At 61.1% G+C, this 24,607-nt stretch carries 31 protein-coding genes and 1 pseudogene; 16 read left to right on the top strand and 16 right to left on the bottom strand.

What is annotated here, in order from left to right; genetic code table 11:
* Window positions 1-49 precede the first annotated feature (49 nt).
* From trxC to SGR02S_RS00240, 3 genes are all read left to right on the top strand, one after another.
* Window positions 50-493, top strand: a complete 444-nt coding sequence (gene trxC, locus SGR02S_RS00230) for a thioredoxin TrxC (RefSeq protein WP_067104944.1) — start codon at window positions 50-52, stop codon at window positions 491-493.
* A 330-nt stretch (window positions 494-823) separates the two neighbouring features.
* On the top strand, window positions 824-1,744 hold the full coding sequence (locus SGR02S_RS00235) for an MBL fold metallo-hydrolase (protein WP_067104945.1): 921 nt from the start codon (window positions 824-826) through the stop codon (window positions 1,742-1,744).
* Between the two features lie 4 nt (window positions 1,745-1,748).
* Entirely contained in the window at window positions 1,749-2,543 is a 795-nt protein-coding gene (locus SGR02S_RS00240) for a sulfite exporter TauE/SafE family protein (protein ID WP_067104946.1), read from the top strand.
* A gap of 78 nt (window positions 2,544-2,621) precedes the next feature.
* On the opposite strand, the gene SGR02S_RS00245 is transcribed toward SGR02S_RS00240, so the two are convergent.
* The 3 genes from SGR02S_RS00245 to SGR02S_RS00255 form a co-directional block, all read right to left on the bottom strand.
* Window positions 2,622-3,398 (bottom strand): slipin family protein, encoded by a 777-nt coding sequence (locus SGR02S_RS00245; protein WP_067104947.1) that lies wholly within the window; start codon window positions 3,396-3,398, stop codon window positions 2,622-2,624.
* Between the two features lie 11 nt (window positions 3,399-3,409).
* Complete coding sequence (locus tag SGR02S_RS00250) at window positions 3,410-4,753, bottom strand: NfeD family protein (protein ID WP_255211342.1); 1,344 nt, start codon at window positions 4,751-4,753, stop codon at window positions 3,410-3,412.
* Window positions 4,754-5,313: 560 nt separating this feature from the next.
* On the bottom strand, window positions 5,314-5,901 hold the full coding sequence (locus tag SGR02S_RS00255) for a hemerythrin domain-containing protein (protein WP_067104950.1): 588 nt from the start codon (window positions 5,899-5,901) through the stop codon (window positions 5,314-5,316).
* A gap of 70 nt (window positions 5,902-5,971) precedes the next feature.
* On the opposite strand from SGR02S_RS00255, the pseudogene tnpA reads away from it, so the two are divergent.
* Window positions 5,972-6,376 (top strand): annotated as a pseudogene (tnpA, locus tag SGR02S_RS00260) (IS200/IS605 family transposase); the annotation flags it as partial.
* 43 nt (window positions 6,377-6,419) lie between these two features.
* On the opposite strand, the gene SGR02S_RS19780 reads toward tnpA, so the two are convergent.
* The 7 genes from SGR02S_RS19780 to SGR02S_RS00290 form a co-directional block, all read right to left on the bottom strand.
* Window positions 6,420-6,773, bottom strand: a complete 354-nt coding sequence (locus tag SGR02S_RS19780; RefSeq protein ID WP_156482897.1) for a hypothetical protein — start codon at window positions 6,771-6,773, stop codon at window positions 6,420-6,422.
* Window positions 6,761-8,362, bottom strand: a complete 1,602-nt coding sequence (locus SGR02S_RS00265; RefSeq protein ID WP_082796843.1) for a phospholipase D family protein — start codon at window positions 8,360-8,362, stop codon at window positions 6,761-6,763. The genes SGR02S_RS19780 and SGR02S_RS00265 overlap by 13 nt, the downstream gene beginning before the upstream one ends.
* A gap of 26 nt (window positions 8,363-8,388) precedes the next feature.
* Window positions 8,389-8,946, bottom strand: coding sequence for an HdeD family acid-resistance protein (locus tag SGR02S_RS00270; RefSeq protein ID WP_067104955.1), 558 nt, complete (start codon window positions 8,944-8,946; stop codon window positions 8,389-8,391).
* A 108-nt stretch (window positions 8,947-9,054) separates the two neighbouring features.
* Complete coding sequence (locus SGR02S_RS00275) at window positions 9,055-9,447, bottom strand: DUF302 domain-containing protein (RefSeq protein WP_067105128.1); 393 nt, start codon at window positions 9,445-9,447, stop codon at window positions 9,055-9,057.
* 161 nt (window positions 9,448-9,608) lie between these two features.
* Window positions 9,609-10,331: a cytochrome c3 family protein gene (locus SGR02S_RS19335; RefSeq protein ID WP_082796844.1), complete on the bottom strand. Its 723-nt coding sequence runs from the start codon at window positions 10,329-10,331 to the stop codon at window positions 9,609-9,611.
* Complete coding sequence (locus SGR02S_RS00285; RefSeq protein ID WP_067104958.1) at window positions 10,328-10,906, bottom strand: hypothetical protein; 579 nt, start codon at window positions 10,904-10,906, stop codon at window positions 10,328-10,330. Before SGR02S_RS00285 ends, SGR02S_RS19335 begins: the two co-directional genes overlap by 4 nt.
* A gap of 27 nt (window positions 10,907-10,933) precedes the next feature.
* Window positions 10,934-11,500 carry a cytochrome b gene (locus tag SGR02S_RS00290; protein ID WP_255211343.1) on the bottom strand — a complete coding sequence of 189 codons (567 nt, stop codon included), beginning with the start codon at window positions 11,498-11,500 and terminating at the stop codon, window positions 10,934-10,936.
* Window positions 11,501-11,801: 301 nt separating this feature from the next.
* On the opposite strand from SGR02S_RS00290, the gene SGR02S_RS00295 reads away from it, so the two are divergent.
* Both SGR02S_RS00295 and SGR02S_RS00300 read left to right on the top strand, forming a co-directional pair.
* Window positions 11,802-11,981: a hypothetical protein gene (locus tag SGR02S_RS00295; protein WP_067104960.1), complete on the top strand. Its 180-nt coding sequence runs from the start codon at window positions 11,802-11,804 to the stop codon at window positions 11,979-11,981.
* A gap of 30 nt (window positions 11,982-12,011) precedes the next feature.
* Entirely contained in the window at window positions 12,012-12,281 is a 270-nt protein-coding gene (locus tag SGR02S_RS00300) for a hypothetical protein (RefSeq protein ID WP_067104961.1), read from the top strand.
* A gap of 74 nt (window positions 12,282-12,355) precedes the next feature.
* On the opposite strand, the gene SGR02S_RS19785 is transcribed toward SGR02S_RS00300, so the two are convergent.
* Window positions 12,356-12,637: a hypothetical protein gene (locus tag SGR02S_RS19785; RefSeq protein WP_156482898.1), complete on the bottom strand. Its 282-nt coding sequence runs from the start codon at window positions 12,635-12,637 to the stop codon at window positions 12,356-12,358.
* A gap of 297 nt (window positions 12,638-12,934) precedes the next feature.
* On the opposite strand from SGR02S_RS19785, the gene SGR02S_RS19340 reads away from it, so the two are divergent.
* The 4 genes from SGR02S_RS19340 (at window position 12,935) to SGR02S_RS00320 (ending at window position 17,355) form a co-directional block, all read left to right on the top strand.
* Complete coding sequence (locus SGR02S_RS19340; RefSeq protein ID WP_082796845.1) at window positions 12,935-13,090, top strand: YdcH family protein; 156 nt, start codon at window positions 12,935-12,937, stop codon at window positions 13,088-13,090.
* 298 nt (window positions 13,091-13,388) lie between these two features.
* Window positions 13,389-13,595, top strand: a complete 207-nt coding sequence (locus SGR02S_RS00310; protein ID WP_067104963.1) for a ParD-like family protein — start codon at window positions 13,389-13,391, stop codon at window positions 13,593-13,595.
* A gap of 1 nt (window position 13,596) precedes the next feature.
* Window positions 13,597-14,376, top strand: coding sequence for a type I methionyl aminopeptidase (gene map, locus SGR02S_RS00315; RefSeq protein ID WP_067104968.1), 780 nt, complete (start codon window positions 13,597-13,599; stop codon window positions 14,374-14,376).
* Window positions 14,377-14,781: 405 nt separating this feature from the next.
* Window positions 14,782-17,355, top strand: a complete 2,574-nt coding sequence (locus SGR02S_RS00320; protein ID WP_067104969.1) for a cation-translocating P-type ATPase — start codon at window positions 14,782-14,784, stop codon at window positions 17,353-17,355.
* Between the two features lie 178 nt (window positions 17,356-17,533).
* On the opposite strand, the gene SGR02S_RS19790 is transcribed toward SGR02S_RS00320, so the two are convergent.
* Entirely contained in the window at window positions 17,534-17,746 is a 213-nt protein-coding gene (locus SGR02S_RS19790) for a hypothetical protein (protein ID WP_156482899.1), read from the bottom strand.
* A gap of 12 nt (window positions 17,747-17,758) precedes the next feature.
* Window positions 17,759-18,031, bottom strand: a complete 273-nt coding sequence (locus SGR02S_RS00325) for a hypothetical protein (RefSeq protein WP_067104970.1) — start codon at window positions 18,029-18,031, stop codon at window positions 17,759-17,761.
* A gap of 391 nt (window positions 18,032-18,422) precedes the next feature.
* Between SGR02S_RS00325 and SGR02S_RS00330 the strand changes: the two genes are divergently transcribed.
* On the top strand, window positions 18,423-18,692 hold the full coding sequence (locus SGR02S_RS00330; protein ID WP_067104971.1) for a hypothetical protein: 270 nt from the start codon (window positions 18,423-18,425) through the stop codon (window positions 18,690-18,692).
* Here SGR02S_RS00330 and SGR02S_RS00335 read toward each other — a convergent pair.
* The gene (locus SGR02S_RS00335) at window positions 18,689-19,984 is read right to left on the bottom strand and encodes a DUF8535 domain-containing protein (RefSeq protein ID WP_067104972.1); all 1,296 of its coding nucleotides are present in this window, start codon (window positions 19,982-19,984) and stop codon (window positions 18,689-18,691) included. The two genes, SGR02S_RS00330 and SGR02S_RS00335, sit on opposite strands and share 4 nt — an antisense overlap.
* A 35-nt stretch (window positions 19,985-20,019) precedes the next feature.
* Between SGR02S_RS00335 and SGR02S_RS20470 the strand changes: the two genes are divergently transcribed.
* A complete protein-coding gene (locus SGR02S_RS20470; protein ID WP_255211344.1) occupies window positions 20,020-21,045 on the top strand; it encodes a lytic transglycosylase domain-containing protein in 1,026 nt (341 codons plus the stop codon).
* A gap of 46 nt (window positions 21,046-21,091) precedes the next feature.
* Here SGR02S_RS20470 and SGR02S_RS00345 read toward each other — a convergent pair whose 3' ends face one another.
* Entirely contained in the window at window positions 21,092-21,586 is a 495-nt protein-coding gene (locus SGR02S_RS00345; RefSeq protein WP_067104974.1) for a hypothetical protein, read from the bottom strand.
* A 153-nt stretch (window positions 21,587-21,739) separates the two neighbouring features.
* Window positions 21,740-22,183: a hypothetical protein gene (locus SGR02S_RS19350; RefSeq protein ID WP_255211345.1), complete on the bottom strand. Its 444-nt coding sequence runs from the start codon at window positions 22,181-22,183 to the stop codon at window positions 21,740-21,742.
* 370 nt (window positions 22,184-22,553) lie between these two features.
* Between SGR02S_RS19350 and SGR02S_RS00350 the strand changes: the two genes are divergently transcribed.
* From SGR02S_RS00350 to SGR02S_RS00365, 4 genes are read left to right on the top strand one after another with little or no spacing between them, the layout of a single operon-like run.
* Entirely contained in the window at window positions 22,554-22,874 is a 321-nt protein-coding gene (locus tag SGR02S_RS00350; protein WP_067104976.1) for a TrbC/VirB2 family protein, read from the top strand.
* Between the two features lie 58 nt (window positions 22,875-22,932).
* Window positions 22,933-23,223, top strand: coding sequence for a type IV conjugative transfer system protein TraL (gene traL, locus SGR02S_RS00355; protein ID WP_067104978.1), 291 nt, complete (start codon window positions 22,933-22,935; stop codon window positions 23,221-23,223).
* A gap of 1 nt (window position 23,224) precedes the next feature.
* Window positions 23,225-23,791 carry a type IV conjugative transfer system protein TraE gene (locus tag SGR02S_RS00360; protein ID WP_067104980.1) on the top strand — a complete coding sequence of 189 codons (567 nt, stop codon included), beginning with the start codon at window positions 23,225-23,227 and terminating at the stop codon, window positions 23,789-23,791.
* Window positions 23,788-24,606 (top strand): type-F conjugative transfer system secretin TraK, encoded by an 819-nt coding sequence (locus SGR02S_RS00365; RefSeq protein WP_067104982.1) that lies wholly within the window; start codon window positions 23,788-23,790, stop codon window positions 24,604-24,606. Before SGR02S_RS00360 ends, SGR02S_RS00365 begins: the two co-directional genes overlap by 4 nt.
* The last annotated feature ends 1 nt before the right edge of the window (window position 24,607 follow it).

Genomic DNA, 24,607 nt, shown 5'->3' on the forward strand with positions numbered 1-24,607 from the left:
ACGGGTAAACGATTAAGCGGCGTTTGCGTTTCACAGGAGAGACGTCCACATGTCCGATGCCCAGCTTGTGGTTTGCCCGGTCTGCGCGAGCATCAATCGCGTTCCGGCTGCGAAGATTGGCGCCGCGCCAAATTGCGGACGATGCTCGATGCCATTGTTCCAGGGTCAGCCCATCGATGTCGATGCGACTGCGTTTGATCGCCATGTGGGACGCGGAGACCTGCCGGTTCTCGTGGATTTCTGGGCGAGCTGGTGCGGGCCGTGCCGTGCGATGGCGCCAGCGTTCAAGGCAGCGGCTGCCGATCTGGAGCCTTATGTCCGGCTGTTGAAGGTCGACACGGAAGCCGAGCAGGGCATTGCGGGGCGATACCGTATCCAGTCGATCCCGACGCTCATCCTGTTCAGGGGTGGCCGTGAGATCGCGCGACAGGCCGGCGCCATGGATCGCGCGCGACTCGTCGGATGGGTCAGGCAGGTTCTTGCTACCGTCTGAGGCGTCGGCCGCTCATCTGATAATTATAATTACTCTAAATGATGCTCTGGTACGGGCTTGTGCCAAGATGCCTGCGTACGGGATGGGACTATAATTCCAGTTTTCGGAAGGGATTGAAAAATCCGGTCAGAGCAATTAGGTCCACAAGTATAACACGATTAATATAAATATGTATCTTTTTCCTGTCGTTCTCGCAGTCGCAGGAGACGATAGAATGACAGACGAGGCTGCTCCCACCATGCCCGGGATCAGCGAACCGGCGCGCGCCGCCCCACAAAGCCGGCACCACCCGCGTATCAAAGGCCCGCGTATCAAAGGAAAGATAAGGCCATGACCGACCCGCATATCCGTGAAGCCGCCCGGATCGTCGAGGCCGCGAGCAACGCGCGGCCCGCGGTCATCCGCAGCTTCTTCGACGAGGACACATTCACCGTGACCCACGTCATCTCCGATCCCGCCACCGCCAAAGCGGCGATCATCGACAGTGTGCTGGATTTCGACCCGGCGTCGGGGCGCTCCTCCTTCGCGTCCGCTGACAAGGTGATCGACTATATCCGCAAGGGAGGTCTGGAGGTCGAATGGCTGCTCGAGACGCACGCTCATGCCGACCATCTGTCGGCCGCGCCCTACTTCCAAGAGAAGCTGGGCGGCACGCTGGCGATCGGCCGCCATATCCTCACAGTGCAGGAGGTCTTCGGCAAGATTTTCAACGAGGGCACACGCTTCGCGCGCGACGGCTCGCAGTTCGACCACCTGTTCGATGATGGCGATCGCTTCAAAGTCGGCTCGATCGAGGCGATCGCGCTGCATGTGCCGGGCCATACCCCTGCTGACATGACCTATGTGATCGGCGATGCCGCGTTCATCGGCGATACGCTGTTCATGCCCGACTATGGGACCGCCCGCGCCGACTTTCCGGGCGGCGACGCGCGCACGCTCTATCGTTCGATCCGGCGCCTGCTCTCGCTGCCCGACCAGACGGCCCTGCATCTCTGCCACGACTACAAGGCCCCCGGGCGCGATACCTATGCCTGGGAGACGTCAGTGGGCGAGGAGCGGCAGCGTAACGTCCATGTCCGCGACGGCGTGAGCGAGGACCAGTTCGTCGCCATGCGCGAGGCGCGCGATGCGACACTCGGGATGCCCCGGCTGATTCTGCCGTCCATTCAGGTCAACATGCGCGGCGGCCATATGCCGGAGCCGGAGGATAACGGCACCAGCTATCTGAAGCTGCCGGTCAACACGCTGTAACGCGATGACGCTCGAACCCATCCAATATCTGCTTGGCGCCGGATCTGGTTCGCTCGTCGGCTTCACCCTGGGTCTCGTGGGAGGCGGCGGGTCGATCCTCGCCGTCCCCCTCATGGTCTATCTGGTCGGCGTTGCCTCACCGCATGTCGCGATCGGCACCAGCGCCCTCGCGGTCGCCGTCAGTGCCGGGGCCAATCTCGTGCCCCATGCCCGCCAGCGCACAATCAAATGGCGCTGCGCTGGCATGTTCGCGGCCGCGGGTGTTGCCGGCGCCTATGTCGGATCGACACTGGGCAAGGCGTTCGACGGCCAGAAGCTGCTTTTCCTGTTCGCGCTGCTGATGATCCTCGTTGGCGCGTTGATGCTGAAAAGCCGCGGCGATCCCGGCAATCCCGATGTCCAATGCGAGCGTGAGAACGCGCCCAAGGTGATCGGCTATGGTGGCGCCACCGGCCTATTCTCGGGCTTCTTCGGCATCGGCGGCGGTTTTCTGATCGTTCCCGGGCTTATGGCCTCTACGGGGATGCCGATGCGCAACGCAGTCGGCTCATCGCTGGTTGCCGTCACCGCCTTCGGCCTGACGGCCGCGCTCAACTATGCCTTTTCCGGTCTGGTCGATTGGTGGCTTGCGGCGGTGTTCATCGGCGGCGGCATAGTCGGGGGCGTCGTCGGCGCGGCGCTCTCGCAACGGCTGTCAGCCCACAAGGGCGCGCTCAACACGATCTTCGCCTTGCTGATCTTCGCGGTCGCCGCCTACATGCTGTGGCGCAGCGCGGCTGCCATCTGGAACGGAATTTGAGCAATCCAGAAACTGCCGGACATCGGCTTTCGGCTGCCTCCTGTCTCGCTATGGAAAACGCGGTGCTGACCGGGAATTTCAATCCTCCTTCCCGCCGCGCGGGACCGCCTTCAGGAAATCCTTGAGGTCCATCGGGAAGGGAAAGACGATGGTCGAGCTGCGCTCGTTGGCGATCACGTTGAGGGTCGAGAGATAGCGCAGCTGCATCGCTTCCGGCCGCTGGCCCAGGATTTCGGCGGCCTCGAGCAGCTTCTGCGCCGCCTGCTGCTCGCCCTCGGCATTGATGATCTTGGCGCGCCGCTCGCGTTCGGCCTCGGCCTGGCGGGCGATCGCGCGGACCATCGATTCATCGATGTCGACATGCTTGATCTCGACATTGGCGACCTTGATCCCCCAGGCGTCGGTCTGCGCATCGAGGATCTTCTGGATATCGGCATTGAGCTTGTCGCGTTCGGCCAACATATCGTCCAGCTCATGCTTGCCGAGGACCGAACGCAGCGTGGTCTGGGCCAGTTCGCTGGTCGCCTGCATGAAATTCTCGACCTGGATGGTGGCCCGCTCGGGATCGATGACCCGGAAATAGATCACCGCGCTGACGCGGACGGAGACGTTGTCGCGCGAGATCACATCCTGTGTCGGCACATCGAGCACCACCGTCCGCAAATCCATCCGGACCATCTGCTGGACATAGGGAACAAGCAGGATGAGGCCGGGCCCCTTGACGCCCGTAAAGCGTCCGAGGGTGAACACCACGCCGCGCTCATATTCGCGCAGGACCTTGATCGCTGCTGTGAGGAACAGGAGGATGAGGACGAACGCCGGAATGTAGAAGGCCAGACTACCGAGCATATCCATCCTGATTCTCCTTAGTTTTCCATGGAACTGGCGAAATCCGTATCGGCCTGTGTGACGTCGAGCGTCAGGCCTTCAAGCCCTGTGACACGCACGGGCATGCCGGCTTTCAGATCGGCGGCGCCCGCCGCCTGCCAGCGTTCGCCATGCGCGAAGACATGACCGGTTCCGCCCGCCCAGTCGAGCACCGTGCCGCTGGCCCCGATCATCTCTTCCCGGCCGCTGACGATTTTTCGTCGCCGCGAAACCAGCGCCAGGCGGGCGATCACGACCGTCAGTGCCAGGCTCGCGATGGCCACGCTTGCGACGGCTGGCCAACCGATCTGGAACTGCGGGACGTCGGTGTCGATCAGGATCGCCCCGCCAAGCATGAACGCGACCAGTCCGCCAATGCCCAATATCCCGAAGGATGGCGAGAAGGCTTCCGCCGCCATCAGGGCGATGCCGAGCAGGATGAGGGCAGCGCCGGCGTAGTTCACTGGCAGCGCCGAAAAGGCATACAAGCCGGTAAGCAGACAAATCGCCCCGATCGTTCCGGGGTAGAGCGCGCCGGGGTTCATGAACTCGAACATCAGGCCATAGACGCCGATCATCATCAGGATCAGGGCGACGTTCGGATTGGTGATCGCGCCGAGAAAGCGCGTGCGCCAGTTCGGCGGCGCATCGACCAGCGTGAGATCGCGGGTTGCGAGCTTGGCCTCGTTTTCCCCCACGACGACCCTGCGCCCGTCGAGCTGGGCGAGAAGATCGGCGCGATCTCGGGCGACGAGATCGATGACATTCTGCGCGCGGGCGGCATTCGCGGACAAGCTGGCCGCAGTTTGCACGGCTGCCTCCGCCCAGTCCGCATTGCGCCCCCTGAGTTCGGCGAGCGAGCGGATATAGGCGATGGCGTCGTTGCGCGCCTTGGCCTCGCTCGCATCCTCCACTTTGGGCGCGGCCGTTTCATCCTTTTCGTCCCCGTCGCGGGGCGGCGACAGCGGATTGCCGCTGCCGCCGATCTGCACGGGCGTCGCCGCGCCGAGATTGGTGCCCGGCGCCATCGCCGCGACATGGCTGGCGTAGAGGATGTAGGTCCCGGCGCTTGCGGCCCGTCCACCGCTCGGGCTGACATAGGTCACCACCGGCACCGGCGAACGCAATATCTCCCGGATGATGTCGCGCATCGCGCTGTCGAGGCCGCCCGGTGTGTCCATCTCGATGATGACCAGCGGCGCGCGCTCGGCGGCGGCGCGCTCCAGCCCCCGAACGACATAGTCGGAGGTCGCGGGACCGATCGCACCCTGCAACGACAGTACCGGGGCCGTACGTGCAGGCTGCGCCAAGCCCGGAGCCACCCAAAACAGCAGGCCCGCCAAGAGACCCAACAGAACCAGGACAAACGACGGACAGACGGTGGAGCGGATGCGCGTTATGGGCCTCTCCTTTCCCGGCGATTTACCCGGAAGCGTTCATGCTGGACGCAAGTGTCGCGAACAGCAACCTTATGCGCAACACGCTTCCTTGCTTTTTCGGGCCATGGTAGCCTCTCATCCAGTCTTGCCGCGGGAAGTATAGCAAGAGCGCATGCGACATTGCGGGTTCGATCCCACCATGTCGCTACGTGAGTTTCCGTAGCGTCGTTCCATGCGTGGAACCGACGCGCAACGAAATTACGCTAACAATTTCGCGTTCACTCTGGCGAGGCACGCCGCGCGCCTCCGTCCGGGGTGCAGCCGCACCAAAGCTATCGATGGAGGGGCTGGGAAACGGTCGCTATCAAGCTTTCGGCACAGCGTGGTTCAGGGCCGCCTACACCCAGTTGCTGGGCCGATGAGAAGACCTCGACCATCTTGAGCGTATGGATCTCCTCGTCAGACTGCGTGACGGGATTTTCCCATTTGCGAGCATTCCAGATGGGGCGATGCGCCACCCTCTATCATGAATCGAGATACTTCGCCTTCAGGTCCTTGAGCATGTCGTGCAGCTGTTCGTGACGACCTGAGCCCATCACCTCCTCTTCATGTCGATCAAAGGCGGAGACCAGACCATCCATCACTTCCGGTGCGACGATGCGATCAGCCATCGGGAACAGGACAGTATTTTCCTTCTCGATATGCGCTCTCATGTGGCCGGCATAAGCCGTGGCTGCTTCTGAAAATTTCGCCGGTGACATTGCTGGTTCGGTTGCATTGGCCATTGCCGCAACAAGCGCGCGGCCTTGTTCATGTTCCGACAGCATCACCGATATCGGGCCGCCATCGGCCGGTAGACCGGCCTCAATCATGGCGGGAAACAACAGGCCTTCCTCTTTGCCGTGGTGGCATGTGTCGGCAAATTCCCGTAGAAACCCCAGAAATTGCATGACGTCCGCTGATGCCGCGCTCCCCTGTCTGGCTCCGTCCGAGATTTGATCGAGGATCTTGAGGGCCATCAGGATGGCGTCATGTTCGTGCTTCAGAACATCAATAGCCTGGCTCACCATCGTCTCCCGCTGATTCATTGCATGGATGGGATGATCAAACATGGAATAGACGGTGCTGTCGACCAGATTTTAGAGTCCCACTGGTGGAGGAACCCCTCCGACTTCAGTCGAAGGCTGTCACACGACTTTTCATCATCGCTACCATATCGTGTGGGCGCCCAAGTATCGCTTCAAGGTGCTGCATGGCGAGGTCCGTTTGCGGGTGCGCGAGATCATCCGGCAGGTCTGCGCCGAGATGGGCGTGACCATCATTAACGGCGCCCTGTCGCGCGATCACGTCCATATGTTCGTCGAAATACCACCGCACGTCTCGGTCAGCGACTTCGTGCGCCGGGCAAAGGGACGCTCATCCCGAAAGATCCAGCAGGAGTTCGAGCATATCCGCAAACGTTACTGGGGCCAGCGGTTCTGGGGCAGGGGCTACTTCTCGACCACTTCCGGAAACATCACCGATGACATCATCATGGGCTATCTCGACCGGCATATCCGCAAGGATGGCTTCAGCCCCTCCCCATGATCCTACCGGCGTCAGCCGGTCAGTCATTCAGGACTATTGAGGACTATTGAGCGGCTTGGTGAGGCGCGCGCCAACCATCACTGCCACCTGGAATGCGCTGCCAAGCTGCTTCGCCATGAAGAAGGGTTGCCGCCGCCAGGACGCGTTCCAGCAGTAGTTTCTGGTGTGCCGCCCGGTGCCGGACCGACAGGATCCTGCTGAACAGAAAGAAATGATCATGAAGGTCACGGCAAGAAAAGCGGAAAAATCGGTTTCTGGAGAGCAGACGCGTCTCGGTTATCCGCTGTTTGTCTTTGCCTTTTCGAATGCCGTCGACACGGTAATCACTCCGGTCGACAGGGCGCGGTGTGAAGCGGCTGACTACCCAGCCATGATGCAGCCCATTCACAGCAACCATTCGATCGGCATTTTTGACAGAATGGAGATAGCCCCGCGTTGCCACCGGCTGGTTCCCGGTTCGCTGGTGTGCACATGCACGCCATCGGACGTCCGTTCCAGCCAGTTGAGCCGGCCATCTTCGGCAAGGACGACTTCATAGGCGTTGGCCGGAATATCGGTCAGGAACGCGTTCGAGACATTGGCGGCGAGGCTCGGGCTTTCGATCACGAACCCCAATTCCGTGTTGAGATGTATCGAGCGGGGATCGAAGTTGAACGAACCGACAAACAGCCGCTGGCCATCCACCGAAAAGGTCTTGGCGTGCAGCATTGAGGCGCTGGAGCGGAGCACCGGGCCATCACTGCCACCGCCGCTGCCCGAGCCGGTGCTGATCAGGCTGCGCCTGGGCCGCTTTCCATCGGCGCGATCTGGTCCGCGCATTTCGAAAAGCCGGACACCGGCCTTGAGCAGCGGCTTGCGACGCTCCGCATAGCCGGCATGGACGATCCACACATCGGTCGACTCGAAGGCGTTGGTGAAAATGGCCACGTCCACGCCGCGAGCCGACAGCGCGGCGAGAGCATCGACCCCGGCGCGCCCTGGCACGAAATAGCCCGAGATCAACCGGGTGTCGCGTTGCGGTTCTCCAATCGTATCGTGCACCGCCGCGGCGAGCAGCGCCTCTCGTCGCGCCTTGCCGACGCCCTTGGCGGGATCGTCGCTCACCATCCGGACCGGCGCCCATTCGAGCGGCAGGGTTCCAGCGAGCGTCTGGTCGATAAACGGTAGTGAACGAATGGCCTCGACATAGGCACGAGCCGCCGGATCGCGCTCGACCAGAGACGCCTGGCGCGAAAGCCGTTTTAGTTCTTCCGAGGGAACCTCCAGCAGGATGCGCGCCGCCGGATAAGCTGACTCGCTGGACCAATAGCGATCGAAATCCCGAGACACGTCTTCGACGATGGGGCCGATGGCGAGCACGTCGAGGTCGAGGAACAGGCCCTCGTCGCGCGCGCCGAAATACTCATCGCCGATATTGCGCCCGCCGATGATGGTCGCCTGATTATCAGCGGTGAAGCTCTTGTTGTGCATGCGCCGGTTGAGCCGGGGGAAGTCGGCGAGATAGCCGAGCATCTTGGGGCGTCGCAGCACGAAGGGGTTGAACAGGCGGATTTCGATATTGGGATGCCGGTCCAGTGCCGCCAGCACGTTGTCCATTCCGGCGATGCCGTTGTCGTCAAGCAGCATCCGTACCCGCACCCCGCGGTCGGTGGCCTCGTGCACGGCTTCCAGCAACAGGGTGCCCGATCGGTCGCCGTGCCAGATATAATATTGGATATCGAGGCTGCGGACGGCGGCGCGCGCCAGCAATATCCGGGCAGCGAATGCGTCACGGCCATCGTTCAGTTGGTGGATGCCCGAATGGCCGTCCCGATCACGGGACAAAAGCGCAACGCCGCGCCCGAGCGGCGTATCGCCGGTATCCGCAATGTGCGCCGACGCTGCCCGCGGCTCGAGCGCGGGCAGCGGATAAGCCAAGCGGATGGCGATACCCACCGCCAGCAGAAGGAGCGCCAGTCCGCCCAGCCATTGCAAGACCAGAACCATATATTTGCGCAGGCGCAGCGACGGGATCAGGCGCGCGCCACCCTGCGTAACCCCAAAGCCAGTATGACGAGGAAAACGCCCCGAAACAGGAAGCTGATTCCGACGCAAAAGGCGAGGAAGACGAGGCCTGTGCCCGGTCCGCTGAACAGCAGCAGCCCGCCCAGGACAACGTCCAGAACACCCAGCAGCAGCCGCCAGACCCGGTCATGGGCGATCCTGAACGCGCTCACGATCTCGAAGATGCCGCTGACCAGCAGCCACGCGCCGATCAGCAGCACCAGCGAAAGCGCACCGGCAAAGGGGTTGAAGATCGTGACCACACCCGCAAGGATCGACAGTACGCCAAGCAGCAGTTCGATCCAGCGCGCGCGGCCGGACAGGGACGACAGGCCGGCGATGATCGCGAAAATGCCGTAGACGACCAGCATGATGCTGATCAGAACGCCGGTCGCCATTCCGGTCGCGATCGGATTGAACAGCGCCAGCAGGCCGACCAGAATCACGATCACGCCATAAGCGAGAATCCAGCCCCAGCCCGTTTTGTGGCGAATGTCATGGCTGCCCGACCCCATTTGTTGACCCATGGAAGTATCGCCCGTCATACAATCGATCTCCGATTTCTCAGCAGTGCGTGTGGGATTGTTTATGCTTTTGCCTGTCGGAGCAATGCCGTTAACCTGCCCGACCAATCCTTAATGGCTCAGAAGGGCAATCGCGCGTGCGAGTTTTTCACGGACGGTGTCGGCGGCTTTCAACAACCCGGGATTAGCGATGGCCTGCATTGAGGCCACAGGATCAATCGCCGCGACTTCAACGTCATCAGAACCGGACTGCTGCACAATGACATTGCATGGCAACATCAGGCCGACCTTATCCTCCAGCTGCAGCGCTTCATGAGCCAACGACGGATTGCAGGCCCCGAGGATCGTATACGGACGGAAGTCGACGTCGATCTTTGATTTGAGGGTCTGCTGGATATCGATCCGACTAATGACGCCAAAGCCTTCAGTTTTCAGCGCCGCCTCGGTGCGGACGATGGCGTCATCGAAGGGAACCTTTAACTTGGCGGCAATATAGTAGGTCATCGTCTGTCCTTTCATTTTGCGGAACCGGGCTTTTCCAGCCGATACGCTTGCGGTCCCCGGGGCGACAGTTGAACCCATGAATTGGTCAACCCGGTAAACCTGCAACGGCCGGGGTCGTAAAATCTTCTTCTCGAAGGAACAGGGGGCCGGGTGATCGGCTGCTAGTCTTCGCGACTTCCGCCCTCATGCTCGCCTTCTGCCTCGCCATGCGCGCTGCGGTGGCAACGGACACAGTTTTCGATGTTGGTTATCCCTTCCTCGCGGTGCTTGGTGATGATTTTTGCCGGCTGATGCTCATGGCATCCGTAGCAGGTGTACTGCTTGTAATTGCTATCCAGGTGACAGGTCGTGCAGGCTGTATTGTGATCGCGGTCGAGCAGGAAATAACGGCTGTGGTCGAATGTTGCCGGCTTCCAGTGCGCTGGCTGGTGACACGTCGCACAGGCCAGGACCTGGCCGCGATGCAGATCATCGTGCGGAGCCATGTGACAGGACTGGCAGTTCGCGCGCGCGTCGGCTTTCAGCAGGGCGTGATCAAATCGGACTGAGCTGGCCTTGGTCAGCCTCGGTCTTGGGTGATCGCTGTGGCAGGCCATACAATCGGGCTCGGTCAGCGCCTGATGGAAAGCCGGCCTTCGTTCCGATTGCCGGATCTCGACACCCTTTGTTGTGCGCAGGCCGATATCAGCCACGACATGGCAGCTGGTGCAGCGTTCGGCTGACGCCCCCTGAAACGGGGCATGGCACGCGAAGCAATTGTTCTGCAGCGCCGAATGCGCCGGGATCAGGTTGCCGGGACTGACCATCTCATGCGGGCGAAGGAAGCTCAGGCAGATGATCGCCGTCAGTATCAGCGAAATCCCGATCCAGAGGGAGCGTTTCATTTCCACCCCCAGAAGAGGAAGGTCGAAAGGATGTGGGCGGCGGCAAGTACAGCGAAGGCCAGCGCAATCGGCAGGTGAATGGTCCGCCATTTGCGCACCAGCCCCGCCGCCAGGCTGTTCCAGAACAGCTGCTGATCGATTTCACTGTCGGTGAGCCCTTCATCGCGTAGCTCAGTCTTGGCCTGCTTCATCCAGCGCTGTGAACGCTGGACGAGATACTTGCCGGTCAGGCCGCTGGTGATGTTCACCGCCATGGCGGCGACAGCGAGCCAGGCGAGGATGGCATTGAAGTGGATACCTGCGTGGACGAGGACGAGCGTGGCGCCGATCCAGGCCAGCCATTCGTGAAGCCGTAGCAGGCGGACCGGATTTGAGCTCTTGATCACGCCGCGCTTACGCAGCGAATGGCCAAATGAAAGAAGGATCAGGATCACGCCGGGGATCCCAAGGTAGCGTCCGATCCAGACCAGATCCGTCAGGTGAAGGATAAGATCGATGAACAGGGTGACCACGGCAAGGACGACCAGCCTGAAGTAGAATGGCAGAATCTCTTTTAGGATAAGGCGGATTTTCATGTTGCGCGGCCGATCGACACGCCGACATCAATGCCGGCCCGGCAGCATGCGGCGCAAGGTATCGTCTTTGACGACATAATGATGGTATAGGCCCGCGAGGGCATGGAGGCCGATCAGTAAATATCCTATCGTCCCGACCGTCTCGTGTATCTTCTTCACCTGCTCCGCCAGAGTCTTGCTCTGGCCGACCAGAGCGGGGAGTTCCAGGCCAAAGAATGGGATGGTTTTGCCTGAGGCGCTCAGGATCACCCAACCTGCGACGGGCATTGCCACCATGAAGGCGTAAAGCGCAAAATGCGTCGTACTGGCCAGCAGCGCCTGCCAAACTGGCGGTTCCGGCGTGATCGGCGGCTGACGGCTGGCGAGGCGCGCCATCAAGCGGATGACAATCAGGGCCAGCACAGCCAGTCCGAGCATGAAATGCCAGGTTTTCAGCCCCTCACGTATGTCGGTTCCCTTGGGGTAGTTCTCCCGGAGCAGGATGGTCGCATAAACGGCGGAAATCAGCAGCACCGTGACCCAGTGGAGAGCGATCGACAGGGAGGAGAAACGCTGACGGCTATCGACTGGATTCATTGCAAGCCTCACATTCATGTTTCATCATGGGAGCTACAAGCACGAAATGCATTGTTCTTGATCAAGGGGTTGTCGTCGCCAAACGACCGTGCCGAAGATCGCGCCAATGCCAGACCGTAAACGCACTGTCCCCTTCCGAGAACAGGAAGGTACCCGCGATCGCCGCGACGAGAGTAGTCAGTGGAAGAGCCTCAGCGGCGCGTCCCAGACCTTGAACCTGTCCTTGCCAGCGAGTTTTGCCATGAACATCGGAATCTCCCTTGTCCATGTTGCATAAAGCAGCTTGCTGACGGCAGTCTGACCGCAGTGACACACCCCGATGCAGGCCGAGATCCTCAAGCAACGCCGGCCCCATCGGGATCATTGTTACGACGAGGTTCAGCCATTCGAGACGCCGCAAGGTGAGCAGTTCGAGATCGTCGCCAGTGGATTGAGTGAAATGCTGATGCGCAGCGAGGAGCTGACCGGGGCGCTCTTTAACTATTCAACATTAATCTGAAGCTGGAAGCCGGTGACAAGGGAGGGGTGCATGGATGAATTCGCAATATGCTTCCTGGCTGGCGCGGCCGCGTGGCTGGTGCTTCAGGTTCTGGCTGTATGGAAGCTGCGCGGGATGTGGAAAAAAGCTGCATGGCTATCCGGTATTACCATGGCCCTTGCTCTGGTCGTGGCCATATTGGGCGTTCTGTCTGGTTCCAATCTCGCACCGATCTGGGTCGTCTTTGCCATGCCCGTTTGTCTCTTGTGGATCGTGTCGCTCTGGACTGTGCGCGGCGTCGTCTGGGTGGTCGTCCGATAATTTGTGGTGATATCCTTCTGCTGTAAGCAGCCACACGGAGCTAATTTTCAGCATAACCGCCGAGGATCAGTTCGTCAGATCTTGCGCCCCCAGCACAGGGGAGGTGGGACGGACTGCGTTGACTGCCAGTTGCACAAGGGCTTCTTCAACCCACAAGCTTCCTGCCCCGCTTGCGGGGCGCCCCATGCGATGAGTGCGGCCTCGACATCGGCGTATTGGATCGCGGGCGCGATCCTGATCCAGAGACGGGTACCTTCCGGACCGACCGTGGCATCCAGCGCGGTGCCGGCCGGAAGGCGGCGCCCGCTTTGGGGTTCGAGCGCTTCGTGGTCGATCGTCAGGCTTCCCGACAGCACGAGAAATTCCAGTCCACGTGCATTTGCGACGGTTATGCCTCGTCGTCAGCATTTATCTATGCGTTCCGGACGGAAATGGGAGCGAGTCCGCAACTCTACATGCGCGGCGACGCGTTCAGGCTCTGATTCTCTACGCCCCCGCGGACATCTGGATCTGCGAATTTTCGTTACGGCCAGCTCATATCGACGGGGATGTGCCGATACGTAATCTTCCCGATGTCAGAGCCGGCGAGGTCCTGCGAGCCTGACACACCCACAGCGGGATTGCGTCTGCGCAAACAGGAGGAGAAAGGGACTATGGATACATCGCATGCGAATGCGCTGCTGCAAAAGCATGCAGTCCTCGACCGCCAGATCCGGGAAGAGATGAGCCGCCCCATGCCGGACGACGTCATGATTCAGCAGCTTAAGAAGCAAAAGCTACGCCTCAAGGAAGAACTGGCCAGGCATTGAAGCCTGCCCCGGGCGTGAGCCATGAACCGGCCCGATCGTTCTGGCCGGTTCTCGATCCAGCCCAACTCCGCGTCTGAAGCATCGTGGACGCTTGGGCGCGCAGCGGCCCAAGAGATCAGAGACAGTCGAAACGGGGGAGGGGGCGCCTTTTGCTCCATGAAGGATAACCGTCCGCCCTCAATCGTCCATGCCCGCCATGATCGGCCTGGCACCAGTCGCTCGCCAATGTCGTCGATTGACTCCCCAATATATGATTCATATACGAACCATATATTGTGAATAGCGGCGAAGGGCATCCATGGGCATTGTGAAAATCAACGACGAGCTGCACGAAGAGGTCCGCAGGGCCAGCACCGTGATGTGCCGTTCCATCAATGCGCAAGCCGAATTCTGGATGAAGATCGGTATGCTCGCCGAGGCAAGCCCCACCTTGTCATTCAATGACATCGTCAAGACGCAATTGTCCGCAGCACATGTTCGCCTCGTCGAAACGGCCCCTGTCTGACATGGTGAAGACATCTGACGAACTGGCGCTGATGCGTGTTTCCGGCAGGCTGCTGGCGTCCGTCTTCGAGATGCTGGACGAGCAAGACCTCGCCGGCATGTCGACATTGCAGGTCAACGATCTGGTCGATCGCTTCATCACCGTGGAGCTCGCCGCGCGTCCGGCGAGCAAAGGGCAGTACGGCTTCAAATTCGTCCTGAACAGCTCGATCAATCACGTCGTGTGCCACGGGGTTCCGGATGCAGACGAGATCGTCCGGGACGGCGACATCATCAACCTCGACATCACGCTGGAGAAGAACGGCTTCATTGCGGACTCGAGCAAGACCTATCTGATCGGCACCGTCTCATCTGCTGCAAAACGGATGGTGCGTGTCGCCCAGGAGGCGATGTGGAAAGGCATAGGGCAGGTGCGGCCTGGCGCCCATATCGGCGCCATCGGCTTCGCAATCGAGCGGCACGCCAAAAAGAACGGCTATTCGGTTGTGCGTGAATTTTGCGGGCACGGCATTGGTCGCGAGATGCACGAGGAGCCGCAAGTGATGAATTTCGGGCGGCCGGACGCGGGCGTGCGCCTGCGCGAAGGCATGGTTTTCACGATCGAACCGATGATCAATCAGGGTACGCGCAAGGTCACTACCCAAGACGATGGATGGACGGTCGTGACCAACGACCGGAAGCTATCGGCCCAGTTCGAGCATACGGTCGCGGTTACCGGGAACGGTGTCGAAGTCCTGACTTTGCGGCGCGACGAAATGCCGATGCTGGCACGCGTAGCGTAGTGCCCTCACGGGGGCTTCGTGGCAGTTTCTCCCCGGAAGCGGCCCGAGGACTAACCAAGAAAATCGGGCGTTCACGCCTGCGATGCCGATCAGATCCCTTGGTCTTAAATCGTCGATCCGGTCGATCAGGGCACTCTCGCCGATACTGTCGGGCACGTCGGCCAGCCATTCCAGCAGATTACGGACGCCATCCCGCGGGCCGCGTTCCGTTGAGGCACGCCTGGCGGCGTGCCTGACGAGAGTTCCACTGGGGATATTGCTTAATTACGCGCGCGGGGCATGCGCTTAGATGCATTCGACGGCCGATGAGGGCTGTGCCCTGCTGTTTCCGTCTGATGTGCATTGCGCCGAGGTCGAACTATGTGCCCGTATTCATCGACTGCAGGTCTCGAAACTGGACAACATATGACCAAGGAATCCCTTATTGAGAGCCCGCTGGACGGTTTGTCCGCAACGCAGGTTCGCGAGCGGCTCGACCGGGACGGGCCGAACGAGCTCCCGCGGCAGAAGAAACGCTCACCATGGCGGATTGCGCTCGAGGTGCTTCGCGAGCCGATGTTGGCGCTGCTGCTTGCCGCAGGGCTCACCTACCTCCTTCTGGGCGACACGGGAGAGGCGTTGATCCTGCTTCTGTTCGCGTGTTTCTCGATATTGCTGACCGTGGTGCAGGAAGCCCGGACCGAGAATGTGCTGGAAGCGCTGCGGGATCTTTCAGCGCCGCGTGCGCTTGTCATGCGCGATGGCGGGACCGTGCGGGTGCCGGGCCGCGAGGTCGTTCAAGGCGACATCCTCGTTCTTGATGAAGGGGACAGGATCGCGGCGGACGCGCTGGTGCTGCGGACCCAGGGGCTCGAATGCGATGAATCGCTTCTGACAGGGGAATCCGTTCCAGTGCGCAAGCGCAGCGCTCTTCAGGGGGATGCGGTCGCGCATGAACCTGGCGGGGACGATCTGCCTTATGTCTTTGGCGGCGCGATCGTTACGCGCGGTGGAGGCCTCGCCTGTGTGACGGCCACGGGTCCCCGCAGCCGCATCGGCGAGATTGGCAGGTCGTTATCCAGCGTCGAGACCGAAGCGCCCCGGCTGCAGCATGAGATGCGCAGGATCGTGCGCATCTGCGCGGCTGGTGGCATCGCGGTCGCTGCCCTGGTGGTTCTCCTCTACGGGCTGGTGCGCGGGGGATGGCTCGATGCATTGCTCGCCGGCATCGCGATCGGAATGTCGCTTCTGCCCGAGGAGTTCCCGGTCGTCCTTGCGATCTTCATGGCAATGGGGGCCTGGCGGATCGCGCAGGTCGGCGTGCTCACCCGGCGGGCGTCGGCGATTGAGTCCATGGGTGCGGCGACGGTCCTTTGCACGGACAAGACCGGAACGCTGACCCAGAACAGGATGGTTGCAGCCGAACTCTGGATGGCATCCGGCGAAACGGCCGATCTTGGAGCCGGGATGGCCAGCGATCGTTTCGATGAGCTATTGCGATATGGTGCGATGGCGAGCGCCCCGATCCCCGTCGATCCGATGGAGGTGGCCTTCCACGAAGCTGCCGTTTCGGCGGCCTGCCAGGACGTACGCGGATGGACGCTGGTCCATACCAACGCTCTGCGACCTGATTTGCTGGCAATGTCGAATATCTGGGAGAGTCCCGGGGAGGAGGCGACATTCGCCGCCGCGGCCAAGGGCGCGCCCGAGGCGATTGGCCGCCTGTGCAGGCTCGACACGGAGGGCCAGGCCCGGCTCGAGGCGGCGGCCACCGCGATGGCGGTGCGCGGCATGCGTGTCCTTGGTGTGGCGGCCGGACGTATCCCGCGCGAGACGGCGGCGCAGGACCATCTCGAGCATGATTTTGAGCTGCTTGGACTTGTTGGATTGAAGGATCCGCTCCGCTCTGGTGTCAAAGAGGCGATTGCCCAATGCAGGACTGCCGGGATCCGTGTGATCATGATCACGGGTGACTATGCGGCAACAGCGCAGGCGATCGGCGCGGAAGCGGGTCTCGATGCCGGTGAAACGCTCACGGGACCGATTATCAGCACCCTGAGCGATGAGGAATTGTCGGAGCGGATCAAAACCGTCTCGATCTGCGCGCGGACGATGCCCGATCAGAAATTGCGGATCGTTTCGGCGCTCAAGGCTGCTGGTGACATCGTCGCCATGACGGGTGACGGCGTCAACGATGCACCAGCGTTGCGGGCCGCACATATCGGTGTCGCCATGGGCAAGCGCGGTACCGATGTTGCGCGGGAGGCGTCCTCAATCGTGCTGGTGGAGGACGATTTTGGCGCGATCGTCTCGGCGATCCGGCTCGGGCGGCGGATCTATGACAATATCCGAAAGGCGATAGGCTTCATTTTCGCGGTTCATGTGCCGATCGCGGGGCTTGCGCTATTGCCGCTGCTCCTGGGTATGCCGATTTTGTTGGGCCCCATCCAGATCGCCCTCCTCGAGATGATCATCGATCCGGTCTGCGCGCTTGTGTTCGAGGCAGAGCAGGAAGAGGAGAATTTGATGCAGCGGCCGCCGCGTGCGCCGCAGGAGCGTTTGTTCAACCTGCCTTTGGTGGCAAGTTCCATGTTTCAAGGGGGGCTGGCCCTCGCGGTGCTCGGTGCGATCCTCGTCGCCTCGGGTCGTATTTCGTTGCCGGTTGAAGAATTAAGGACATTCATGTTCTTTGCTCTTGTCGCCTCGGTGATTGCCCTGGTTCTCGCCCATCGGTCGTTCAGTGCGCATATCAGCCAGGCGGTTGTCCGGCACAATGTGGCGTTCCGCTTTGTCCTGGGATTTATCCTGGCCGGGACGGTCCTGATCTTCGGGGTTGAACCGCTTCAGCAGCGTTTGGGTTTTGCGCCACTGGGCTGGGTTGAGGTCGGCTTGATCATATTGACAGGCGTTGCGTTGCTCGGCGCCTTTGAACTGATCAAAGCGGTCGGCGCACACCTGGCGCCGTTGATCAGGTCGGGGGGTAGCCGTCGCCTATCTTGAATCTGGAACTTTTATGCGGCGCGCTTCCGGGTAGCGGCGGACGGTGGCCGAGGCGGTGCAATCGCGGCTGGCCTGACAGTCTTCACCCTGTTCATGGAGCGTGGAACGGTTGAGGCATCGCTCGATTGCAGGGGGGAGCGGATGGCGCGGTAGGTGCAGATACGCACGCGGATTCGGGTCAACGATGCCGGATGGGCATGCGTCGGCTCTTCGTTGGATCCAATTGCGCGAATGCTCGTTCCGAAGGTTTTTGCGAGCATGATCCAAGCGCGCATTTGGCCAGCGGTCGCGCTTTCAGCGCCGCGGCTTCGCACTGCCGAGCATAGCGCTCGTTGATAAACTGGGCGGTTTCAAGCCCGATGCTGTCGCCGGGAATGAGGCACCCGAGCATCGCCCCAGGTCCTTATCGCGCCGATGGCGACGTGCTTTGACGCGGGGTCCGGTGCGTCGGCTCGAGACCGATGACATCGGTCGAGGCAAGCAGATAAACATCCTCTCCCCCGAAGAAGGCCTCGACGCGTTCGTCGTTGTTGTCCGGACGAGGGATCTGGCCGAAGCGGCCTTGCCAACGCTGATCAACAAACTCCAGCAGTGCATCCCAAGCGGCGGAATCGGTGTCGTAGACCGCAAGCGTCTCTTGCCCCTGATAGAGAATGATGAGAACTATGGCCTGCATGGGCGCGTCCAGTCGGCTGCGCCGACATGGCGCGTGGGGGCGTCCTACCTGCTAGTTTCGGCTCACACCTACCTTCAATAAGTAATCTTCCCAATCTTGAATTCGATCTGTCCTCACCCGATGCAGATGTTTTTATAGAAGAACATCCCAAAAGGTGTAAATATTCTGTTAATAATATTTATTTGATTTCGTTATGCGCTATAGCATGACGTTGTCTATGCTGTCCGGATGGGCAACATTCCCGTGTCCGTCTTGTCATATTCTTGTAGAGCGCATTGCCGGGCCTGCTTTGCTCGATCCCGTCCGCCAAGGCCGATGGGTATTGGGTCGATTGCCCGGATTTGCCCGCTGCGTTAGGCTTTTGCTGAACGACAGGCCCGGTGGAACCGAGATGGGACAGCTGACGACAGTCGAAGCGGCCAACTGGATGGCATTGTATCTGGCGACCGGGATCTGTTGCGCGATGGCGTTCGCGCTCTCGATCGGGATGATGCTATGCGCGGTGTACCGCGAACGCAGCTGGACCGCAGTGACCTCCTGGCAAGCGGCGCTGTTGTTTGTGCCGCGAACCTGGTGGCGTTGGCAGAAGCTCTATTTGACCTCAATGCCCGTGACCCTCGCGATCGTCATCTTGTTCGCGGCCTCGATGAACTGGGGCTAGAGGCCGAAGCCGCGCAGGACGGCTGGTGCAATCCGGTTCCGCTCGAGATCGAGCGGTGAGACGCAGACGAGCGGAGCGAGTTGCTCCATTTGCGGGTGCGTTGCGGCTTTCGAAAGCAGGTACATCTCGTCATTCGAGCCCATGGCTTCGACCATGACGTGCCGGATTTCACCCGTGGATCTCGATCGCGCCTCAAGAAGGAAATCCGGCCGGCAGGGACCGATCTGGGTCAGGGTGTCGAACACAGGCTTCTCGATCATCAGGTCGATATCATAGCGGTCAAATGTCACGCGTAGCTTGATCAAATCGCGCAGCACCGCGCGCTCGAATTCGGAGTCGACGGGCATGAACCGTCGGCCCGAAAGGATCGGCTGGGCGTATGCGCGAAGCGGCGCATATCCATGCGCCTCGGGATATTGTCCGGCCACGATGAGGACCAGATAGGGACCCTTGATGGTATTGCCGCGCACGGAGGGAGATTGCACGCGGTTGGCGATCACGACCGGATCCGAGCCCGACACCTGGATCGTCGCGCCGCGGAACTCATGTGCGAAAAGGGCCAGGAAGGCCTGGGGCGCATGGCCACGCGGCCAACGGCGGGCTATTGCGCGCAGGCTGGCATAAACGCGTTTGCTGTGGAGCGCCTGCGCATGGGTCCAGAAAGCGCGACCGAGCTCGATCCCTGGCGCGATTTCGATTCTTGTCGCAGCGGCGGACAGGGTTCGGAACTCATCGCTGATCGAATGGCCGACATGATCTTCGCCAAGCGGCGGGACGCGGTTGAGACCGGAAATATGGAGGAGGCGCCAAAGCAGGCGGGCGAGCCGGGGGACTGAACCCTGGCGCGTCCGGTCGTCGCTACTGTCTTCTTCGGGCTTTTGCGCGAGCTTCTCCGGTGCCGGGCGCAGCACTTCGAAATAACCCATTGGCGGATCGGCGGCGCTTTCATGGGTGCGCACCTCGCTGAGCCGATTGGTGGCCTGCTCACGGAAAAAAGGGCAGTCGGGATGGTGCTCGGGGCGGTCGGTGCTGGTGAGCCGGCGAAGATAATAGGTTTCAGCCTCGGACAGGAAGGCGGGGGTCAGGATCGGCGGTGAAGCGCCGGGCTGCAGACAATCGCAGGCGATCCATTTCTCCCCAATGCGGGCTTGCTGGACGAGGGTGATGCCGGCCTCTTCGTCATGCCTTGAGCCCCTGCCGGAATACCATCGGACAAGGGCGTCGCGCACAGGTTGGGGCAGCGGAATTCTGCCCGTGCCAAGGCCATTGGTGCGGCGAGGGATCAGCCACATGCGCTGCCGTCCCAGGCCCTCATCGTCCGACTCTGATGGCGGCGGCGCGGATTGACAAGGTTGGATTTGATCCTCTCCACTTGGCTCAAGTGCGAATTGGAGAGGATCTCATGCGAGCATTTCTGATCGGCATCGCGGTCGCCGCGATAGGGTGGGGAACCAATGGTGTGGCTGCGGAGCCGCCGCTGGCGGCGCGTAGCGTACAGTTGATTTCGATGGGAGCCACCAGTCCGCAGAGGCCGCTCCGGGCGGGCGAGGATGTCGAGGATGAGGCCCCTCAGGCGGCTGATCACGCGGCGTTGCCGGCACTGCCCCCCGCGTTCCGCATCCACGATCTGAGCCGCCGCTGGGTGGAGTTTCAGATGGTTGACAGTTTCAGCGCTGCGCCGGAGGTACCGGCGCGTACCAGTGTGGCGCAGCCGTCGGTGCCGCCCTCCACAGGTCTGCTCCCGGCGGCAGGATCGATCCCCGTCCCGATCTGGATGCGGGGCGGACCCATATTTGCGTCCGCTTCGCCGCGTTACGTGCCGGAATGTTCCGCAGCGCCCTACCGCCCGACCGGCTTCCTGCGGTCTGATGCGGAGTTCCGCCGGGCGACCTATTATGGATTGATGAGCAATATTGCATGTGAACATGGCATCCCGGTCGGTCTGTTCGACGCAATGATCATCCGGGAAAGTCAGTATCAGCCCAACATTTATTCGCCCAAAAATGCCTTCGGGTTGACCCAGTTGATGCCGGGAACGGCGGCGCAGCTGGGGGTCGACCGCTACCATGTGGAGAGCAACCTTCGAGGCGGCGCCAAATATCTGCGGCGGCAACTCGACCGCTTTGGTCACTATCACCTTGCCCTGGCGGCCTACAACGCTGGACCCGGCCGCGTCCGGAACGGGGCCGTGCCGCGGATCCCGGAAACGCGGGAGTATGTCGACAATGTGCTGATGAACTGGTCGCGGCTGAGCGGTTATGAGCGCCGGGCAACCATAGTCCCCCAAGTGACCGCTGTCCCGGCAACGGCGGCACGTCCTGCCGGGCGCGCTGCGACAGTGTCGACCTTTTGAACCAGGGCGTGCGGCGTGCGGTGCGTCGTTGGCGCGATAGCCGCGCCTAGATCTGGAAATCATCGCCATCTGTGATCCGTGCCCGTCGTTCACGGATCTTCACGACTTCTTCGGCGACCCGCTTGACGACCGCCTTCTGGAGCGGGGCGCCCCAATCGCGTTTCACCTCCGATCCGTCGATGCCGTTGATCTCATCGAGCGCCTCGATGATCTTGCGGGGCAGGCCGGCGAACATCTCGCAGAGCATCGAAATGACGGTCGCATATCGCTCCCTGTCGGGCAATTCGAGGCCTTTGAAGGTCTCGATGCAGATATACGCCTGCAGGATGTTGGTGCCGAGCGCGTGAAGAATTTTCTCAAGTTCAGGCAGGGTCATCACCGACCGTTTGTCGGGATCGCTATGAAGGAGGAGGCCAAGGCGGGATTTGCTGATCCCGGTCATATGCGCCAGCCTGCGCTGCGCGGTGTCCCGCACAGCCATGGTTTGAAGGATCAGGGGTACGTAATCCCGCTGCGGTTCGTCGCGTTCGACGGCCTCCACAACTTACGCCCCCACTTTGGCAAGAGATGACATTTCGATCTCGCATTGCCGCCTGGATCAAGGGAGACAATCATAGGCGAATCGGCAATGCAAGCCTGGTTTGAGCCATGTGGGCGGGTAATTGGTTGGCTAACACACTGTGGACCAAGCCGTTTAACTGGAATGACCGTTGGCGAATCCGTTACGTCCGAATGGGTCTGGGCCGCTGAGATCCAGCTTGTCCATGACCTGCGCGGCCTTCTGTTCGACCACATAATCGAACAAAAGGAATGATAAGGCATCCGCCACAGTCAGCTTGGAGTCGAGCTGGCGGCTCAGTAAATCCTTCACTTCATCAAGGCTTGTTGCGCTCGTTCTGGAAATATTGAGACGAATTCGAATGGTCCCGTCCGATGGAATTGAAGTAAGATGTTCCTTGAGAGTGCGGGTATCGTGGCTTCCGATCTTTTCGGTACGGGAACTTCTATGGTCGATCAGATTCGAAAGCGTCTGATGATGCAGGGTTTCATTTGAATGCAGGCGGATGCCTTCGGTTGTCAGCCGGAACAGGGGTTCGGAGATATTGAGGGTGATGTCTCGTGAGTCTGCGGCGCCCATAGTGCCCACGTCCTGAAGTTGCGATCCATAAGAAGCCCGATCTACGCGTCTGGCTTACGGCAGCGATTATGAACCGAGAATGGTTAAGTTCCGATAATCGTGCCGCCGAATCTACCGCGATTGCCGCGTGCCCGCAAATGCGGGGCAAGCCGCCCCGCAATCACGGGCATCTTGCCCCGTTTTGACGGGCAGCCCGCCCCGGATGTCGGGGCACCGTGCCCCGTGGCCATGATAAAAAAGTCGAGAATCGCAAAATGATGGGCGAATCGAGGGAACCTCCTCGGGCCGCCCGTTGCGACCACGCAAGGCATCTGACCACCCTTTCACTTGGGCGCGGATCCGTCGCGTCTCCATGTGAAGGGAACCCAACATGCAGTCAGTCCTGAAAAAGAGCGGACGCACGGAGCGGGCGATCGTCGCCATCGCCCTCCTCCTGTTCGCCTGTCTCTGGTTCGCGGGGCCAGCATTCGCCGGCGCCGATACCACCTTCGATACCGCGCTCACCAAGTTCACCGACTTCCTCGAGGGTTCGGGCGGCAAGATCATCACCGTGCTCAGCCTTGCCGGCGGCATTGTCGCGCTGGCGTCGGGTCGCTTTTCCATGGGGCAGATCGCTATCCCGGTTGGGGTCGGGGTTGGTGCCGGGACCGGCATTCCGATCGTCACGTCCACTGTGACGGCGACGATCTGAGCGTTCCTGCGGTCGGACGAAGTAGCAGCTTCGACCGATCCAAGGAGAGGGTGGTGCAATGGCCGCGGACAAGTACGTTATCCCGACTCATCTGGATGATCCCGAGCTGATCGGGCTGTGGACCCTGGATGAGTTCCTGGCGATGATCATACCCTTCGCGTGGGGGATCCTGTCTCAGCATATTCTCATCGGCATGGCGCTTTCGGGTGCAGGCTGGTGGGGTCTCAGAAAAGCTAAGGCAGGCCGGGCGACATCGTGGCTTCTCCATCTGGCCTATTGGTATCTTCCGGCCGGGTTCACCGGTCTGAGAGCCACGCCACCCTCGTACCTTCGATTGATGGCGGGGTGATATGGAACTTTCCTACAGTCATTCGCACAGCCAGCGCATCCTGCGACAGCGGAACATCCTCGCGATCGTCGCGAGCGGGCTCGGCGCGCTGACCCTGTTGCTGTTCATCTTCACCGTGTCGAGGGACCGGGAGGTCGTGCTGCAACCCATTTTGCGCTCGCCCGTCACGGTGAGCTCGGCCGGGGTCAGCCGCGAATATCTCGAGATGATCACCCGCGATACCGTGGTGCTCACCCTCAATCGCAGCCCGCAGAATCTCGAATACTGGATGAATTCGGTGCTCGATATCACGGCGCCGTCCGCCCAGGGCAAAATCAAGGCCGATCTGCTCAAGATCGTCAACGAACAGCGGGGATCTTCGATCTCCCAATTCTACACCATCGAGAAAATGGACCTCGACACGAAGAACCTTCGCTCGGAGGTGACGGGCAGTCTGCACACCATCGTCGGCAACAAGGTCATTTCGAACGAGCGTCGGACCTTCCGGTACGACTGGGAATATTCAGGCCTGTCCCTGAAGCTGATCGGCTTCGGCATGGTGGTGGCCGAGCAGGGGAAGGAAAAATGATGTCGGTCTATGTCATCGGCAGTGCCGCGGCCGGCACGGCCTTCCTCTCGCGCGTCCATTGCCATTTGAGCCGGTGCATGGGCGCAGGACTGCTGGCGATCGCCGTGCTTCTCGTCGCAGAACCGGCGAGGGCGGACCAGACGATCATGGCGTCGGACAGTGCCCAGGTCGACTGCCAGGCGTCGGCCAAGGACCTCACGCGCATCAGCCTTGTCGAGGATGAGTTCGCGTCGGTCTCGAAGATCTCGACCGGCAACCCGATCGATGACTTTTCGGTCGTCAACGAGCCTGTCCGCGGCGATATTTATCTATCCGTTCCTGATGGATTTGCCCGCAGCGCCCTCTCATTTTTCGCCACGAGCAAGCGCGGATATGTCTACAAGTTCGTGTGCCGGATCGGTGGCGACCAGGCCGCGCAAGTCTTCGTTTCCAATCCGGCGATCGCGAATGAACGAGCCGCTGAGAACGGTCCGGCGGAAAAGCTCGGGACGCGCGATGCCGCTGTCGAGCTTGTGCAGGCCATGTACTCGAATGCGGTCGCCGACGGCTATGAGATGCGGCAGCGCGCCTTGCGACCGGTCTATGTCGGTACGCTCCAGGTGCAGATGATCGCCGAATACCGGGGTTCGGAACTTACCGGCAAGGTTTTGCGCATCGAAAACAAGGGCGCGTCCGAAATCGAGCTGACCGAAGCCATGGTCGCCCCCGCCAGTGCGCTGGCCGTGTCGATTGCCGAGGGCCGGCTCGCCCCGGGCAAGGTCACGACGGCCTACCTCGTCTCCCAGAACGCCCAATACGCGCAGACACAAAGGTGAG

Origin of the sequence: Sphingopyxis granuli NBRC 100800 (assembly GCF_001591045.1) — a bacterium.
Lineage (GTDB): Bacteria > Pseudomonadota > Alphaproteobacteria > Sphingomonadales > Sphingomonadaceae > Sphingopyxis > Sphingopyxis granuli.